The sequence below is a fragment of the Goodfellowiella coeruleoviolacea genome (assembly GCF_024171785.1).
Lineage (GTDB): Bacteria > Actinomycetota > Actinomycetes > Mycobacteriales > Pseudonocardiaceae > Goodfellowiella > Goodfellowiella coeruleoviolacea.
Genome location: NZ_JAMTCK010000001.1, coordinates 398371 through 414087, shown reverse-complemented (window position 1 = coordinate 414087; position 15717 = coordinate 398371). Strand labels below are relative to the sequence as shown.

Annotated in this window: 16 protein-coding genes; 5 read left to right on the top strand and 11 right to left on the bottom strand. The window is 70.7% G+C overall.

The genetic code is table 11. The features are described 5' to 3' along the window. Nucleotides 1-23: 23 nt before the first annotated feature. A complete protein-coding gene (locus tag LX83_RS01610) occupies nucleotides 24-1859 on the bottom strand; it encodes a discoidin domain-containing protein (RefSeq protein ID WP_253766156.1) in 1836 nt (611 codons plus the stop codon). 320 nt (nucleotides 1860-2179) lie between these two features. Between LX83_RS01610 and LX83_RS01605 the strand changes: the two genes are divergently transcribed. Together LX83_RS01605 and LX83_RS01600 are read left to right on the top strand one after the other, a co-directional pair. Continuing rightward, nucleotides 2180-3094, top strand: a complete 915-nt coding sequence (locus tag LX83_RS01605; RefSeq protein ID WP_253766154.1) for a DUF1996 domain-containing protein — start codon at nucleotides 2180-2182, stop codon at nucleotides 3092-3094. 47 nt (nucleotides 3095-3141) lie between these two features. After that, nucleotides 3142-3759, top strand: coding sequence for a DUF305 domain-containing protein (locus LX83_RS01600; RefSeq protein ID WP_253766152.1), 618 nt, complete (start codon nucleotides 3142-3144; stop codon nucleotides 3757-3759). Nucleotides 3760-3863: 104 nt separating this feature from the next. On the opposite strand, the gene LX83_RS01595 is transcribed toward LX83_RS01600, so the two are convergent. From LX83_RS01595 to LX83_RS01585, 3 genes are all read right to left on the bottom strand, one after another. Continuing rightward, entirely contained in the window at nucleotides 3864-4373 is a 510-nt protein-coding gene (locus tag LX83_RS01595; RefSeq protein WP_253766150.1) for a GreA/GreB family elongation factor, read from the bottom strand. Nucleotides 4374-4571: 198 nt separating this feature from the next. Then, nucleotides 4572-4868: a hypothetical protein gene (locus tag LX83_RS01590; protein WP_253766148.1), complete on the bottom strand. Its 297-nt coding sequence runs from the start codon at nucleotides 4866-4868 to the stop codon at nucleotides 4572-4574. Between the two features lie 64 nt (nucleotides 4869-4932). Then, a complete protein-coding gene (locus LX83_RS01585) occupies nucleotides 4933-6192 on the bottom strand; it encodes an NAD(P)/FAD-dependent oxidoreductase (RefSeq protein ID WP_253766146.1) in 1260 nt (419 codons plus the stop codon). A gap of 162 nt (nucleotides 6193-6354) precedes the next feature. Here LX83_RS01585 and LX83_RS01580 point away from each other — a divergent pair, with 162 nt between their 5' ends. From LX83_RS01580 to LX83_RS01570, 3 genes are all read left to right on the top strand, one after another. Continuing rightward, the gene (locus LX83_RS01580; RefSeq protein WP_253766144.1) at nucleotides 6355-7947 is read left to right on the top strand and encodes a PucR family transcriptional regulator; all 1593 of its coding nucleotides are present in this window, start codon (nucleotides 6355-6357) and stop codon (nucleotides 7945-7947) included. A 258-nt stretch (nucleotides 7948-8205) separates the two neighbouring features. Next, entirely contained in the window at nucleotides 8206-9096 is an 891-nt protein-coding gene (locus LX83_RS01575) for a helix-turn-helix domain-containing protein (RefSeq protein WP_253766142.1), read from the top strand. Then, a complete protein-coding gene (locus tag LX83_RS01570; protein WP_253766140.1) occupies nucleotides 9062-9259 on the top strand; it encodes a DUF397 domain-containing protein in 198 nt (65 codons plus the stop codon). The genes LX83_RS01575 and LX83_RS01570 overlap by 35 nt, the downstream gene beginning before the upstream one ends. 4 nt (nucleotides 9260-9263) lie before the next feature. On the opposite strand, the gene LX83_RS01565 is transcribed toward LX83_RS01570, so the two are convergent. The 7 genes from LX83_RS01565 to LX83_RS01535 all read right to left on the bottom strand — a co-directional run bounded on the left by LX83_RS01565 (nucleotide 9264) and on the right by LX83_RS01535 (nucleotide 15699). Further along, the gene (locus LX83_RS01565; protein WP_253766138.1) at nucleotides 9264-10046 is read right to left on the bottom strand and encodes an ESX secretion-associated protein EspG; all 783 of its coding nucleotides are present in this window, start codon (nucleotides 10044-10046) and stop codon (nucleotides 9264-9266) included. Nucleotides 10047-10065: 19 nt separating this feature from the next. Then, nucleotides 10066-11535 carry a WXG100 family type VII secretion target gene (locus tag LX83_RS01560; protein ID WP_253766137.1) on the bottom strand — a complete coding sequence of 490 codons (1470 nt, stop codon included), beginning with the start codon at nucleotides 11533-11535 and terminating at the stop codon, nucleotides 10066-10068. A gap of 25 nt (nucleotides 11536-11560) precedes the next feature. Beyond that, nucleotides 11561-12109 carry a DUF3558 domain-containing protein gene (locus tag LX83_RS01555; protein ID WP_253766953.1) on the bottom strand — a complete coding sequence of 183 codons (549 nt, stop codon included), beginning with the start codon at nucleotides 12107-12109 and terminating at the stop codon, nucleotides 11561-11563. Between the two features lie 68 nt (nucleotides 12110-12177). Next, the gene (locus LX83_RS01550; protein WP_253766134.1) at nucleotides 12178-12642 is read right to left on the bottom strand and encodes a hypothetical protein; all 465 of its coding nucleotides are present in this window, start codon (nucleotides 12640-12642) and stop codon (nucleotides 12178-12180) included. Between the two features lie 273 nt (nucleotides 12643-12915). Continuing rightward, entirely contained in the window at nucleotides 12916-13983 is a 1068-nt protein-coding gene (locus tag LX83_RS01545) for an LLM class flavin-dependent oxidoreductase (protein ID WP_253766132.1), read from the bottom strand. A 132-nt stretch (nucleotides 13984-14115) separates the two neighbouring features. Continuing rightward, on the bottom strand, nucleotides 14116-14535 hold the full coding sequence (locus LX83_RS01540; RefSeq protein ID WP_253766130.1) for a hypothetical protein: 420 nt from the start codon (nucleotides 14533-14535) through the stop codon (nucleotides 14116-14118). A 270-nt stretch (nucleotides 14536-14805) separates the two neighbouring features. Next, nucleotides 14806-15699: a LysR family transcriptional regulator gene (locus LX83_RS01535; RefSeq protein WP_253766128.1), complete on the bottom strand. Its 894-nt coding sequence runs from the start codon at nucleotides 15697-15699 to the stop codon at nucleotides 14806-14808. Nucleotides 15700-15717: the final 18 nt, after the last annotated feature.

The window sequence follows — 15717 nt, the reverse complement described above, 5'->3', positions numbered from 1 at the left end:
GCGCGGCCGTGTCGTGGACGTGGTCAGCGCCGGTAGACGCCGAACTCGTAGAGCGAGTACCCGTAGCCGGTGGCGCGCTGCGTCCCGTACATCCGCACGTACCGGCCCGAGCCGCTGACGTCGATGTCGTCCGCGCCGCCGTCACCGGAGGTGGTGGTGTACAGCGTTCGCCAGGTGGTGGCGTCGTCGGAGATCTGGATCTGGTACGCCCTGGCGTGGGCTGCCTCCCAGACCAGCTGGACGTGGTCCACTGTGGACACCTGACCCAGGTCCACCTGGATCCACTGTGGATCGCTCCAGTCGCTGGCCCAGCGGGTGGCGGTGTTCCCGTCGGTGGCCCGCTCGGGTGGGAACGGGGCGCCGTCACCGCCGGTCTGGTGTGACGACGCCGTGGCCGGCCGCCCCAGGGCGAGGTTGGTGCCGCCCACCGGCGGCGCCACCACCCGGACGGACCTGGCCTCGATCCCGACGTTGCCGTGTCCGTCCCGCGCGTAGACGTAGACCTTCCACACGCCCAGCCGCTGCGGCGCGGTGACGGTCAGCCGGCCGCCGCTGCCGGTGAACGACGCCGGCTGGAGCGCGGAGCTGTTGTCGAGGTACTTGCTGTTGAACTTGACCTGGTAGCCGATGGCGTCGCCGTCCGGGTCGCTGGCGTTGACGTCGATGGTGAACTGCCCGCCCGCGGGCACGTCGGTGGTGCGGCTCAACGACACGCCGGAGATCACCGGCGGGGTGTTGGCCGGGGCCTGTCCGCCGAAGGCGCGGCTGACGGAGTAGTAGGACAGCCGCCGCAGCCCACCGGGAACCAGGTTGAACCACACACCGCCGAAGTCGTCCTCCAGTCCGTAGTGGAACAACGTCCCGCCGAGCGCCACGCCGGTGTGCCGGGTGATGCAGTTCCACGCGGTGGTGTAGCCGTCCCGCTTCTGCGTGTCGGTGGGTTCGGCGGGCACGCCGTTGGCGTCGTCGGGCACCTCCCACTCGCCGGCCGGCCCGGCCTCGGTGAGGATGTAGGGCTTGGTGTAGCCGCCGTTGACCCAGTCCCGCTGCACGTCGCACCCGGCGCCGTAGGAGTTCACCGCGTACAGGTCCAGCTCCGGCGCGTGGGTCTTCAGGTACGCCCACGCGCCGGTCCACGCGTCGGTGGAGGTGACCGGGTGGTTCGGGTCGGCCGCGTGGATGCGGCCGGCGACCTCGTTGACGTACTGGGCGTAGGCGACGCGCTGCCGTTCCAGTTCCGCGCCGGAGAAGCAGTTCTGCATGCCCAGGATCGACTCGTTGCCGACGTTCCACAGCAGCACGCCCGGGTGGTTCTTGTAGGTGTTGACCCAGCCGACGATGGTGTCGAGCATGCTCGTCCGGTACGCGGTGTCGGTGACGTAGTTGACGCAGCCGCCGCTGCCCGGTCCGCCGCCCGGTTGCAGCCAGAACCCGTTGATCACCCGGATGCCCTGGGCGGCCGCCGCGTCGAGCAGCGGCTTGGTGGCCGCGTCCGTGCCCCAGGTGCGCACCGTGTTGACGCCCATCGCGCGCAGGTCGGGCAGGTAGCGCGCGGCGTCCGCGAGCGGCGGCCCCCAGGTGAGTCCCTTGACCTGGTAGGGCGATCCGTTCACGGTCAGCCGCCAGTTGCCCTGGGAGCCGGTCACCCGCACCACGTCCGCGGCGGCCGGTGCGGGGAGAGCGGGACCGGCGGCGTGGGCGGCCGGCGCGGCTGGTGCTGCTGATGCGGCTGATGCGGCTGATGCGGCCGGCGTGGTCAGCGTGCCGCCGGCCAGTGCGAGCGCGGCCGTGAGCAGCGTGGTCATCGAGCGGGTTCGCGACCACCGCCAGTGCGGCGGAACCGGTGGGCGAGCGGGCATGGCGTCTCCTGGCTCCTGGTCGGTGACGGCGCGGCGGGGCGCCGGACCCGAGCAGGAGCGGCCGGCGCTGGCACGCGGTGTCGTCAGGCTGGTGGCCGACCCGGTGTGGCCGGACCTGGATGCGGAGAGCGCTCTCCCAATGCGAGTGTCGCGGGTGCGGTCCGGCCCTGTCAAGATCTCACCGTCCCCGGTGATCCCGCTGCCGTCACGGGAAGTTCATCCGGTCTTGACATGGCCGTCAGCCGGCGACCAGCCTGGAGAGAGCGCTCTCTCGGTTTCCGCCCCTCCGCATCCCGAATCCCGCATCCGCAGGAGAAACCGTGTCCGGAAAACGCTTGCTGCTCGCTGCCGCGCTGGCCGCCGGCCTGGTGGCGTCCCCACTCCCGATGGCCAACCAGGTGGCCGCCGCCGATTCCCTGGTCACCCACCACGAGTTCCAGGCCAACTGCTCGGTGACCACGCACCGGCCGGACGACCCCATCGTCTACCCGGGACTGTCCGGCGCCTCGCACATGCACACCTTCCTCGGCAACACCACGACGAACGCCACCAGCACGCTCGGCTCGCTGCTCGCCGGCGGCACCAGTTGCAAGGTGCCGGACGACCGGTCGGCCTACTGGTTCCCGACCATGTACAACGGGAACACGATGATCGTCCCCAGTGGACCGCAAGTCGTCTACTACAAGTCCGGGGTGCTGGACTACACCACGGTGAAGCCGTTCCCGCAGGGGCTGCGGTTCGTGGTGGGCAGCCCCACCGCGACCAAGGACGAGTTCCAGCACGCCCCGGGCGCGGTCGAGGGCTTCGAGTGCGGGGACAGCTTCCACAACTGGGACTTCCCCACGTCGCTGTGCCCGGCCGGCACCCAGGTGAACATCCGCTACCAGGCGCCGAGCTGCTGGGACGGAATCCACCTGGACAGCCCCGACCACCAGAGCCACCTGGCCTACCCGGTCAACCTGGTCTGCCCGGCCAGCCACCCGGTTCCGGTGCCGATGCTGGAGTTCAAGATCGCCTTCCCGGTGGACGGGGACCTGTCCCAGGTCCGGCTGTCCAGCGGGCGCGGCTACTCCTGGCACTACGACTTCTTCAACGCCTGGGACCCGCCCACGCTGGCGGCCCTGGTGAAGCACTGCATCAACGGCGGCCTCCAGTGCGACGCCCGCGGCTTCGACCAGTACAAGCCCGACCGGGGCGCGGCACTGGACGAGCACTACCGGCTGCCCCGCGCATGACCACCCGCTCCCACCCGCGCCATCCCGGGACCCGGTGGTCACCCGGGATGGCGCGGCCAACGCACCGGAAAACCGTTGGCGCGCAACGCTGCGCGCTGGTCGGCGCGGTGCTGGCGGTGCTGCTGCTCACCGGGTGCGCCACCCCGGCAGCCGCCCCGCCACCGACCCCGCGGCCAGCCGAGCCGCCGCCGGCCGCCACGACCTCGGTCGCGTCGGGGCCCAACGCCACGGACACCGCCTGGGTGCAGCTGATGATCCCGATGACCGAACAGGTGCTGGCCCTGCTGGACCTGACGCCCGACCACGGCGCGGACCAGGAACTGCGGGAACTGGCCACGCGAGCGCGCACCGACCACCAGGCCACGCTCGACCAGTTGCGCCAGCTGCGGGACCGCGCCGGCCTGCCCACCACCAACGTGCACGCCGGGCACCGGATGCCGGGCATGCTCACCACCGACGACCTGGCGGTGCTCCAACAGACCCGGGGCGAGGACTTCGACCGGCGGTTCGTGGCCGCGCTGCGCGCGCACCTGGACCAGGCGATCACCCTCGCCCAGGGCGAGCAGCGGTCCGGCGCGGACCAGGACACCCAACGGCTCGCGGCGACCGTGACCGAGGCCAGCACCGACCAGCGGGCCCGCCTGGACCAGCTGACCGGGTCCTGAGTGGACGGCCGGCTCCGGCCGCCGGCAGCGGCTCGTCACGCCGTTCCCACCAGCCAACCCCGGCGCGATCCACGGTGACCGCTGGACGTGGCGGCCGCGTCGGGCTAACCGGTGTGGGTGGTCGCGGCGCGCTGGAGCCGGTGCTGGCCGTAGGGAACGGCGTGCAGGAGGGTGACGTGCACGGTGCTGCCGTTGGGCACCTGGTAGGAGCGCCGGTCGCCGGGGCGCGCCCCGATCAGGGCCATGCCCAGGGGCGAGGTCGGTGAGTAGACCTCGATGAGGTCGTCGCGGTCACCGTCGGCGGTGGAGTGTTCGGCGGCCCGCAGGCCGAGCAGGAAGGTCTCCTCGTCGGCGGTGTCGTCGTAGCGGATGGTGAGCACCATGCCGGGCTCGGCGACCCCGTCATTGGGCGGGTCCTGCCCGACGACGGCGCTGGCCAGGATCTGCTGGATCTCGCGGACGCGTGCGGCGCGCGCCTGGCCGTTGTCGACGGCGCCGTCGGCACCGCTGTGGGGCGGGTCCTCTGGTGTGGACGGTGCGAGCAGCGACGCGAGTTCGGCGCGCAGCCGCTCGTGCGCCTCGGGCGTCAGCCAGACGCGGTTGGTGCTGGTCATGATGTCGTGTCTCCGTCTGAAGAGTTCTGCGTTCGAGGTGTGGTGCCGTCAGGGCGACGAGGTGCCAGGGCCGCCCTGACGGCACCTGGTTCGTGGGAGCCGTGTGGGCAACAGCTCGCACGAACCCGGGAGATGGCCTGGGAGAGCGGGCACACCGCGCAGCGGCGCGGTGTGCCGCCGGCCGGTGGTGGCGGGTGCTCAGGGAGCGGATCGGGGCGCCGAACGCCTGAGCAGGTGGTCCATGTCCTTGGCGTAGCCCGTTGCGACGCGCAGCAGGATGTCGCGTTCCACCCGCAGCAGGTTGTTCTCCGTGCGCAGCCACGCGAGTTCGGCGCGCTCGTCGTCGGTGAGCGCCGCCGCCGGCACCACGTCCCCGCCGTTGGCGGACGTGGCGGCGGCCGGCGAGTCGGCCCGCGGGGTGGATTCCGGGGTGGATTCCGGGGTGGCCCCGGGAGCGGGCCGTGCGTCGTCGTCCGTGGCTGGCTCGATCGTCATGGCGGGTAGCGGCTTTCCTTGGTCGCGGTGCGCGGCGCAGGGGAGGGGGCTGGCGCGCGTCGGTTCACCGGAGGGGGTCGAGTTCGCGCAGGGCGGGGGGTTGCTTGCCGGTGGTGATCTGCTCGGCGAGCAGGCGGCCGGTGACGGGGCCGTGGGCGAGCCCCCACATGCCGTGTCCGCCCGCGACGTAGATGTTGGGCGCGCGCACCGCCCCGACCAGGGGACGACCATCGGGGGTGACGGGGCGCGGCCCGACCCAGACGTCCCTGCGTTCCGCCCACCGCACGCCCGCGAGGAAGGGGCGGGCGGAGTTGATGATGGCGGTGAGCCGGGCTGGGACGCCCGGGGCGTCGGGATCGCGGAACTCCAGGGTGCCCGCCACGCGCAGCCCGTCCCGGTAGGGGGTGCAGGCGACGCGGATGTTGGGCAGGTAGATCGGCCCGGGTACGGGCTTGTCGACGGGCACGGTGAACGAGTAGCCGCGGCCGGCGCGCACCGGCACCCGGACGCCCCACTTGCGGGCCAGGTCGGACAGCCACGCGCCGGTGGCCACCACGGCGACGTCGGCCCGCAGCGCCTTGCCGGCGGCGCGCTGCACGGTGACGCCGTGGGTGTCGGCGTGGATGTCGACGACGTCGAGGGTGTGGATGGTGGCGCCGCGGGCGACGACCGCGCGGCCCAGCGCCTGCACGAAACCGCCCGGGTCGACGTAGCGCTGCCCGTCGATGCGCACCCCGGTGGTGAGCGCGGGGGACGCCAGCGGGACCAGTTCGCGCAGCTCGTCACCGGTCAGCTCGGTGTGCTGCACGACCTGCCCGTTGTCGGCGAGCCTGCGCAGCTCGCGGAGGAGGCGCTGCGCCTGGCGCGGGGACGCGAACCCGGCGGTGATGGGCGCCTCGATGGTCGTGGCGGCCACACCGCCCCTGGTGAGCGCGTCGAACGCCTCGACGCACTCGTCGTTGAGCGGCAGGTTCGCCCGCACGGCACGACTCCAGCTCGTCCACCGGCAGTTGGCGGCGAACCGGGTCAGGAACGACCACAGCCGCGGGTCGACCGACGCGGGGACGTGCAGGGGGGCGGCCGGGTTGAGCAGCGACCGCAGGCCGTAGCGCAGCACGGCGGGCTCGTTGAGCGGGATCGTCAGGCCGGGCGCGATCCAGCCGGCATTGCCCCACGAGGCGCCGGCGGCCACTCCGGTGCGGTCGACCACCGTCACCGAGACGCCTCGCTCCTGCAGGAACCACGCGGTCGACAACCCGACGACACCCGCGCCGACCACGACAGCGGACCGCGGCCCGCCACCGAGGCGCTCGACGTCGGCCATGCCTCACCTCCCACGTTCGTCCTGGACTCGAATCCCAGGATGACGCGAACACCACCACCCGCTGTTGTCGGATCTCGACAAACAGGGCGTGCCATGATGTCGGATCTCGACAACGTGGATCGTTGGGGCTGGCGGATCGGATTCCTCACCGGGGGAGTGGGCATGGTCAGGTTGGACCGGCTGGTCAACGTGCTCGGCGGGTACGGGCTGCGGCTGCTGCGGTGCCCGGTGCCGCGCTCGACCGAACTGCGCAGCGTGGTGCTGCACGAGCAGACCGCCGGGCGCACCGTGGTCGGTGACGTGCTGCTCGCCATCGGCGCCGGCTCGGTCGCGGAAGCGGTGGCGTGGGCGAGTGACGCGCGCGCGGCCGTGGTGCTCGTGCGCGACGACACCGCACCGGCGGCGGCCGCCAGCCCGGAGCCGGAGCCGGCCGGCGACGACCAGCCGGTCGCGGTGGTCCTCGTGGAACCGGCCGTGGCGTGGAGCGAGGTGGCGGCGGTCGTGTACGGGCTGGTGCTCGAAGGCCGGGAAACCGAGTCCGGCCGGGGCCCCACGGACCTGTTCGCGTTGGCCGACAGCCTCGCCGACGCGGTCGGGGGCGCGGTGACCATCGAGGACCGGCTGTCCCGGGTGCTGGCCTACTCCAGCCTCCAGCAGCACGCGGACCGGGCGCGGGCCGAGACCATCCTGGGACGTCAGGCCCCGGAACCGTTGCGGGCGCTGTTCGCGGCGCGCGGGGTGAGCACCCACCTCGATTCCTCGGACGAACCGCTGTTCGTGCCCGCGGACGCCGACCACGGCCTGACCGGACGCATGGTGGTGGCCGTGCGCGCGGGCCGGGAGCTGCTCGGCTCGGTGTGGGTGGCCTGCCCCCAACCCCTGGACGGCGCTCGGCGCCGCGCCCTGGCCGACGGCGCCCGCACCGTCGCGCTGCACCTGCTCCGGTCCCGGGCCAGCGCGGACCTGGAACGCCAGGTCGAGACCGACCTGGTCATGCAGCTGCTGGAGGGCACAGCGGACGCGGCCACCGTGGCGAGCAGGCTCGGCCTGCCCCAGGGGCCGATGCACGTCATCGCCTCCCGCGCCCACACCGCCGAGCAGGAGCGGCACGCGGCGCTGCTGCTGTCCTTCGACCGCGCGACCACCGGTTTCGGGTGGTCACGTCCTGGACGCAGCGCGGTGGCCGGCAACACCCTCTACACGGTGCTGCCCGGGGACGACGTGTCGGCGGCGCGGGCCTGGATCGCATCACTCCACGCCGCCCTGCCGACGCACGTGACACTCATGGCCGGCATCAGCGCGCCGGCGGTGTTGGACGACCTGCCGGCGGCACGGCAGGAAGCCGACGAGTGCCTCGCCCTGCACGAGACCCGGCAGGCGAGCAGCGTGCCACCGGCCTACGAGGAGTCGTGGGACGACATCCTGTTCCAACGCCTCCGCACCGCCGCGCGGTCAGGACGCGCACCAGCCCGGGGACCCGTGACCGAGCTGCGGCGGCACGACACGGAGCACGGCACCCAGTACGTCGCGACCCTGCGAGCGTGGTTGCAGGCCCAGGGAGATCCCGTCGAAGCCGGCCGACAACTCGGTGTCCACGAGAACACCATCCGCTACCGGCTGCGGAAGATGACCGAGCTGACCGCACTGGACCTGCACGACGGCAACAAACGCCTGGCGATGATGATCGAGGTCGCCGCCCTCGACAACTCGCCGACCGCGACACGACCGTCCTCGGCGAGACCGGGCCACGCCTGACGCCGTAGTCTCCACAGTGGACAGACGGGCGACGGAGCCGGACCGTTGGTCAGCCGGCCAGTTTGCGGAACAGGCCCTCCAGGCCGCACCCACCGGACCCCGCGCGACAGCAGGGTTCGCCGAGGGTAGATGTGGTGTTTGGCGGTACCGCAAGCCGTCCACCTTTCGAGCGAAAATTGTTGTCCCCCAGCCAATTCGGGCGGTTCGCGGCCTACGGTTCGCCGTGTTGATCTCGCAGCCCGGGAGAGGGGATGCCACATGGGTGACGCGCTGTCCACGATCCAAGGTCGAGCACTGGGTGAGGAACTGCGCATGAGGCGAGAGGCGCGGAAGCTGACCGGCAGCTATCTGGCGCACATCCTCGGCTGGGACCCGAGCAAGGTGTCCCGGATGGAGTCGGGCAAGACCCGGTACCGCCTTCAGGACGTGGTCGCCTACCTCGCGGTCTGCCGGGTGACCGGCGCGGACCGGGACCGGTTGCTCTACCTCGCCGCCCACGCGAACGAGCCGGATCTGCTGCAACGGGCGTCGGATGAGGAGGAGCTGCGTACCAGGACCTACCTCCGGTACGAGTGGGACGCGCTCCGCATCGTCAGTTATCAACCGCTGCTCATTCCCGGTCTGCTTCAGACGCCTGGATACATGCGCGAAGCCGCACGTGCCTGGGACGTGGCGGAGGAGAAGATCGAACAGCTCGTGGAGGCCAAGCGGAAGCGGCAACACGTGCTGCGCGGTGAGTTTCCCACGCCCGGGGTGTTCTTCATCCACGAACACGCATTGCGTTGCTCCTTCGAAGACCCGGCGATCATGCGGGATCAGTTGTTGCACTTGATCTTCAAGGCGACTCGGCCGCACATCACCGTCCGGGTGGTGCCGGCAGCTCTCGGGCTGAAGGCTCCGGTCAACTCGTTTGTGCTGATGGACCTGCCTGAGAAGCGCGCAGTTGTGTTCCTGGAGGCCGCCCTTACCAGCGTGTTCCTGGAACAGAAGAAGGACATCGAGATCTTCCGGCGCCACTGGAAGCGGCTCGAAAAGCTTGCCCTGGACGAGGCAGAATCGCGGGTGTTCCTGGCCGGGTTGGCCAACGGACCAACGTCACCCGAGAGGACGCCGGATGACCTACCAGACCACTTCCTGGCGGAAGAGTAGCTACAGCAACCCCGACAAACTTATCGACTGCGTCGAGGTGGCGTTCGGGGCGGCTGCGGTGGCCGTTCGGGACTCCAAGAACGCTGACGGGCCGGTGCTGGGGTTCACACCGGCCCGTTGGTGTGCGTTCCTGGCCTCGGCCAAGGCTGACCGTCTCACGTGAGGTGTCACGCGGTGGCGAGCAGTTGACCGAGTCGTTGCGCGATGCGTGCGTTGTCGGCTGGTGCCACCGTCACCCAGTCCTGTCCGTTCGGGCCAGGCGAGATGACGTTGAGGTAGCGGCCTGCCTCGGTGTCGAACCAGCTGACCCCGGGCAGCTGGTGCACGCGCCCGTGCGGGTTCTTCAGGGTCACCCCGAACTGGCCGGTGCGCAGCACGGGACGGGCCATGATCTCGGCCAGTGCCCGCGCCTCGTCCTGCCCGCGCGAGCCGCCGCTGGCGCGGACCGCCTCGGTGAATCCGCCGCTCGGTTGGACCGGTGCCCGCTGGCCTGCCTTCAGGTCGTTGACGGGCATGGTCACCGACCGACCCGTTCCCGGCCGGTTGTCGGGCACCACCTCGGTGATGGCCGTGGCCAGTCCGGTGTCCCGCAGGTGGTCCAGGGTGATGGACCGTTCGCGTTGCACCGCGCGAACCGCGTAACTGCCCCTGGCCACCACAACGGCGTTGATCGGGTCGGTGGCGGCCATGTCCAGCAGGGCCACGGCATCGAGCCGGATGTCGTGCTGGGCCAGCAACCGCAGCGCGTCCCCCAGGTCGGGCTCGGTTCGGCCGCGGCGCACCAGCCCGCGCCGTTCCAGGTCCACGTACACGGCCGCCTTGATCCGGGCGCGCTCGGCGATCGTCTCCCCGTGGTGTCGCACCTGGAGGAAACCGGGGACGGCACCGAGTTCCATGTCGTCCCAGAGCACGTCAAAGGCAGGCAGGGACAACTCAGCGATAACAGACATGGGTTTCCGGCCGTGGGGGTCAGGCGCCGATCACCGGCGGGGCGACCCTGCGCTCGTCGTCGAAGTACTCGTCGGTGGGCACCAGGTACTGGGAGCTGTGCTCCTTGTCCTCATCGCCCTGCCCGCCGCGACCAGCAGCAGCGCCCGTGCCGCCAGCTCCGGCAGCGCCAACCCCGCCACGGCCGGCCGCCGCACCGGTCGAGCCACCGCGCAGGCCAGCCGCCTCAGCAGCCCCGCCGGCACCCGGGAACGCCCCGGCTCGACCGCCGACACCCGGTCCGCCGACGCCCGGTCCGCCAACGCCCGATCCGCCAACGCCCGATCCGCCGACGCCCGAACCTGCCGGGCCGAACCCGGTCCCACCCCGGGCCGTACCGGGAATCCCCGAGCCAGCCGGCCCGAACCCGCGTCCACCACCGGCCCCACCCGGGCCACCCGGGCCACCAGGTCGAAGACCCGGCGCACCAGCACCCGACAGCCCCGGCCTGCCAGCACCGATCGGCCCAGGCCCGGGGACGAATCCGGGTGGAGACGGGTAACCACCCGGGTTTCCACCCGTTGCAGGAGGCCGCTGCCAGTTGCCCGGTGGCCGGTGGCCGCCTGGTGGCACGACGTTGTTCTGGTTTCCGCCGAAGTCGGACGGACGCGTTGCCGTCCCGCCGGGGACGACGCCCGTGCCGCCCGGACTGCCGGGGTTGCCTGGACCGCCCGGGCCGCCGACGTTGCCCGTGCCGCCGGGGTAACCGCCACCCACACTGCTCGGCACGGTGATCCCGCCCGGGGTGGTGACCCCGCCCGGGGGGTAACCCGCGCCGGTCACGGAAGCGCCGGTCGGCACCGATGCCGAACTGTAGGTCCTCGCCTCCCCACTCACCTGGCCGATCCCGGTGACCGACGACGTGGTCGTGGCGTCGCCGGTGCTGGTCTGCGTGGGGGCGTCGGTGAAGCCGGGCAGGCCCGATGCGGCGGCCTGGAACGTGGAGTCCCGCTCGGTCATCACCCGCACGGCTTCGCTGTGCGCTTCCTCGGACCTGGCCTTCTGCGCCGGGATCTCCCACAGCAACGCGGCCATGTTCAGCGGATTCCCGCTGCCCGCCGCCTCCCGGAACATCTGCGCCGGATCGTAGGGAACAGGGTCGGGCATGCTGTTCCTCGCGGTTTCCGCCGCACTCGCCTGCTGCGCGACCACGTTGCCGGTGTTGGTGTGCTGCTCGGCGAGCTGCCGCGCCGCCTCGCCGAACTCGGTGAACTGAGCCCGCGCGGCCTCCGCGGCCTCCCCCGACCACGCTTCCCGCGACCCCTCCACGATCACCTTGAAGTTGATCGCGACATCAGCCCACTTCTGGCCAAGCTGCTTCCAGGCGTCAGCGATAGCACCCGCCACGCCCGGGTCGTTGTTGGCGGTGACCTGTTCCTTCATGACCTGGTGCTCGAACCCCGAATAATTGGCGTCCGAAATCGGCACCTGTGGCCGCTCACGCATCCCCATGTCGCTGTCCCCCCTACTGATGATCTTACGGAAGCTTTGCGTCGGCGAATTCAGCGACTGTCTCCGCACGCTCACAGGCAAGTGCGGTGTCTGTCGCTCCCGAGTTGGTAACAATCACCTGGACAGCCGAGGAATCCGACACCGCGATGAACACGTTGCACAGGCCCGTGTTCACCCTGGTGCCCTGCAGGCTGTCTTCCACCTTGGTGGCAGGGTGCTTTCCCACGTTGATCGAGGATGGAGTTTTCCCGTGGTAGTTGAAGCTGTCAACTCCCTTGTCCGGACTCAGTGAGATCACAACGCCAAACTGACCAGAGACTCGCCAGTTGCATTCAGGGGAACCAGCTGTCGAGCCAGGCTTCCCAGGGTCGCTGATCCCAAGTTCTGTCGCTTCGGAAGCCGTCATCAGCTGGCATGGATCTAGATCAGCCAAGGGAGACCCGGTGCCTGCTGATTCTGACGTGTTGGGTGATGTGGTTGCTCCAGAACTGGTTGCCTCGTTCGTCGTCGTGTTTGTGCGCCCACTTCCGCTACCCGTTCCACCGCAGGACGACACAAGCAGGAGTGCGGCCATTCCGATCGCGGCAACGATGGGGCGGCCGTTGGTGCGACGTTTCATGACAGTTATTTCGTCAAATCCCATCAGGCTTCAAGTCCTCCAGCGTTCTCGTCGTCGACCCGTCGGTAGTTGGCCACTGACTGCCGCACTGAGTCGCGCAGAGTTGCCACCCGCTGTGCGAATTCCACCAGCACGTCGGCTGCGGTCTGCCCCACGGAGGCGTTCGTACTGCCGATCTGTTCGGCGTAACCACGACCCAGTGGGGTTTCCCGAGAGATGACCTCGACCTGTGACCGCATCTGGTCGATGGTGTCCAAGGTGTTGTTGAGTTCCTTGGTCATCGCCTCGGCTTTGTCCGGACTGACGGCGAACTGGCCGGCGCGGGCGGCGGCGGCCACTGCGGTGATCTTGTTGGAGATGTCGCCGATGCCGTCGAGGATCCCGCCGAGAAAACCACCCGTGGTCGGGCTCAGGTCTTCCTTCACCTGCTCGGCGTACTGCTGGACTTCCTGGTCGATCGGCGCCTTTGGTGCGGACTCGTTCGCCATCACGCGCCCCCCTTCTGCACGGATGATGTCACTGAGTGTGCGGAGGCTAGCACCGGAACGTCACCGGCTTGCGGGGGATCGCAAAGGGCCCCCTGGATGGTGTAGACCCGGTCCCGGGGGCAAGGCACGACAACGCCCGCACGGGGCGCTGACCGTGCGGGCGAAATGCGGCTGGAGTAGCTGACTAATTCAACAGGGTGAACGTGGTGGTTACCGGGCCCGCAAGGCGTCCGTCTTTCGAGTGGAGATCCTTGTCTTCAAGGGCTGATCGGCTCACGCGCTGGCCGTGCCACCCGCTGGTGGGTCGGAGGGCACGCCGGCCGGGCGCTTGGCCTCGAACTCCGCACGCAGCGCGGGAACGACCTCCTCGCCGAGGATGTCCAGCTGTTCCAGCACGGTCTTCAGCGGCAGGCCGGCGTGGTCCATCAGGAACAGTTGGCGCTGGTAGTCGCCGAAGTACTCGCGCATCCGCGCGTACTTGTCGATGATCTGCTGCGGGCTGCCCACGGCCAGCGGGGTTTCCGCGGTGAACTCCTCCAGCGACGGGCCGTGCCCGTAGACCGGGGCGTTGTCGAAGTAGGGCCGGAACTCGCGGACGGCGTCCTGGGAGTTCCTGCGCATGAACACCTGTCCGCCCAGGCCGACGATGGCCTGTTCGGGCGTGCCGTGGCCGTGGTGGGCGAAGCGCTCGCGGTAGAAGCCGATCAAGCGCATGAAGTGCTCCTTGGGCCAGAAGATGTTGTTGGCGAAGAAGCCGTCGCCGTAGAACGCGGCCTGTTCGGCGATCTCCGGGCTGCGGATCGAGCCGTGCCACACGAACGGCGGCACACCGTTGAGCGGCCGGGGCGTGGCCGTGAAACCCTGCAACGGGGTGCGGAAGCGGCCCTGCCAGTCCACCACGTCCTCGCGCCACAGCCGGTGCAGCAGCGCGTAGTTCTCGATGGCCAGCGGGATGCCCTGGCGGATGTCCTGGCCGAACCAGGGGTAGACCGGCGCGGTGTTGCCCCGGCCCAGCATCAGGTCCACCCGGCCGTCGGCCAGGTGCTGCAACATGGCGTAGTCCTCGGCGATCTTCACCGGGTCGTTGGTGGTGATCAGGGTGGTCGCCGTGGACAGGACCAGCCGGCTGGTGCGGGCCGCCACGTAGCCCAGCAGGGTGGTGGGGGAGGACGGCACGAACGGCGGGTTGTGGTGCTCACCGGTGGCGAACACGTCCAGCCCGACCTCCTCGGCCTTGAGCGCGATGGCCACCATCGCCTTGATCCGCTCGTGCTCGCTGGGCGTGCTGCCGTTGGTGGGGTCGGGGGTGACGTCGCCCACCGTGAAGATCCCGAACTGCATCGCCCTCACTCCAGCCGGCCAGATAGTTGCAGATTCACCTACCCATTCAACGCTGCGCCGATCGGCCTATTCCGGGCGGGGTCGACGCGGGTCAGCGGCGTGCGCCGGGGGTGTGGCCGTGGTGCCCGGTGCTCAGCGTGATGGCTGGGTGGCCTGGGCGTGCAACTCGATCGCCAGCGGTGCCAGCACCTCCTCGCCGGTCACCTCGGTGAACCGGACGAGCCGGCCCCGGTGGTGGCGGATCTCGCAGATGGTGCGCTGCTTCGAGCCCCACATGCCGAGCTGCACACCCACGCTGACCGGCGGGATCTCGATGCGGGACACGGTGTTCCACGGCACGGCACGGGCCACCCGGCCCAGCGCGTCCGTGCTGAGGTAGCCCTGGGGGTACAGGTAGAAGGCGCGTCGGCGCACCTGGCCCACGGCCAGTGCGCCGAGCAGCCAGGCCAGCGCCGCCGTGGCCACCCCGACCAGGGCGAGGGTGATTCCCTGCGCCGCTCCCGCCACGTTCGCCCCGCCGGTCAACACGACCAGGACCATGCTGAGCGGCATCAGCGCGACAACAACGCACCAAATCCAGTAGACGAACGCGTGAACACCGCCGTTCGGATGTGGCAACCTGGCCACCAACGGGCCGAATCCCAATTCGTTCGCGCGGGCGTCGACGCTGGTCACAGCGTTCCTCCTGGATGAGCGACAATGCCGGGAATTCGGGAAGCAGCCGGACGCTAGCGCCGGCGTTGGCGCCGGAACAGGTGAAAAATCAGGTGGCGGCCACCCGAACGTTTGCGGTGCGCCCCGGCGGCGCCGCCCGCGGTGGACTCAGTCCGCCCGCTGGTCGCACAGCGCCAGGGTGGTCTCCACGAACGCGCTGGCCGCCGCGGTCAGCCCGCCCCGGCGGTGCACCAGCCACTGGGCGAGCCGTTCCGGCGGGTTGAAGTGGTACACCTGGGCACCGGCCCGGCGGGCCAGGTCGGCCCAGCCGTCCGGCATCAGCCCGGCGCCGATGCCCTTGAGCACCATGGGCAGCACCGCGCTGCGGTCACCCACCTCGGCCGCCAGCACCATGTCGTCCACGGTGGCGGCGAACCGGTCGAACAGCGTGCGCACCGCCGTCGCCGGCTTGGTCACCACGAACCGCATGCCGCGCAGGTCCGCAGGAGTCACCGAGGTTCCCGTGCCGACGGCCGTGCCGGGGGGCGTGACCAGCAGCAGTTCCTCGTCGCGCAGGTAGTGCGCCACCAGGCCCTGGCCGGTGGGGCGCTCGGCGCTGCCGCACACCCCGACCTCGCACCGGCCCTGCAACACCATGGCCACCACCTCGGTGGCGGACAACGCCGACGAGGTGCTGACGGTGACGCCGGGGTGGTGCCGGCGCAGTTCGGCGACGGCGCTGGTGACCGGCTCCAGCGCCGAGGACGAGGTGGCCGCCACGTCCACCCGGCCGGCGGTGCCCGCGCCGATCGCCCTGGCCGCGGCGCGGAACGCGTCCAGGTCGCGCAGCACCAGCCGGGCCCGGTCGGCCAGTGCCTCGCCGGCGGCGCTGAGCACCGCGTTGCGGCCGACCCGGTGGAACAGGGTGATGCCGAGTTCGTGTTCGAGCTTGCCGATCGCCCGGGACAGCGAGGGCTGGGCGACGTGCAGTGCGCGCGCGGCGTGGGTGAACCCGCCGTGCTCCACGATCGCCACGAAGTATTCGAGCTGGCGGCGTTCCACGGTGTCCTCGCGGGCTGA

Excerpts from the sequence above, each read along its gene's own strand:
- LX83_RS01610 (WP_253766156.1), bottom strand. The coding sequence starts at position 1,859 with ATGCCCGCTCGCCCACCGGTTCCGCCGCACTGGCGGTGGTCGCGAACC.
- LX83_RS01600 (WP_253766152.1), top strand. The coding sequence starts at position 3,142 with ATGGCGCGGCCAACGCACCGGAAAACCGTTGGCGCGCAACGCTGCGCG.
- LX83_RS01595 (WP_253766150.1), bottom strand. The coding sequence starts at position 4,373 with ATGACCAGCACCAACCGCGTCTGGCTGACGCCCGAGGCGCACGAGCGG.
- LX83_RS01590 (WP_253766148.1), bottom strand. The coding sequence starts at position 4,868 with ATGACGATCGAGCCAGCCACGGACGACGACGCACGGCCCGCTCCCGGG.
- LX83_RS01585 (WP_253766146.1), bottom strand. The coding sequence starts at position 6,192 with ATGGCCGACGTCGAGCGCCTCGGTGGCGGGCCGCGGTCCGCTGTCGTG.
- LX83_RS01580 (WP_253766144.1), top strand. The coding sequence starts at position 6,355 with ATGGTCAGGTTGGACCGGCTGGTCAACGTGCTCGGCGGGTACGGGCTG.
- LX83_RS01575 (WP_253766142.1), top strand. The coding sequence starts at position 8,206 with ATGGGTGACGCGCTGTCCACGATCCAAGGTCGAGCACTGGGTGAGGAA.
- LX83_RS01570 (WP_253766140.1), top strand. The coding sequence starts at position 9,062 with ATGACCTACCAGACCACTTCCTGGCGGAAGAGTAGCTACAGCAACCCC.
- LX83_RS01565 (WP_253766138.1), bottom strand. The coding sequence starts at position 10,046 with ATGTCTGTTATCGCTGAGTTGTCCCTGCCTGCCTTTGACGTGCTCTGG.
- LX83_RS01560 (WP_253766137.1), bottom strand. The coding sequence starts at position 11,535 with ATGGGGATGCGTGAGCGGCCACAGGTGCCGATTTCGGACGCCAATTAT.
- LX83_RS01555 (WP_253766953.1), bottom strand. The coding sequence starts at position 12,109 with ATGGCCGCACTCCTGCTTGTGTCGTCCTGCGGTGGAACGGGTAGCGGA.
- LX83_RS01550 (WP_253766134.1), bottom strand. The coding sequence starts at position 12,642 with ATGGCGAACGAGTCCGCACCAAAGGCGCCGATCGACCAGGAAGTCCAG.
- LX83_RS01545 (WP_253766132.1), bottom strand. The coding sequence starts at position 13,983 with ATGCAGTTCGGGATCTTCACGGTGGGCGACGTCACCCCCGACCCCACC.
- LX83_RS01540 (WP_253766130.1), bottom strand. The coding sequence starts at position 14,535 with ATGCCGCTCAGCATGGTCCTGGTCGTGTTGACCGGCGGGGCGAACGTG.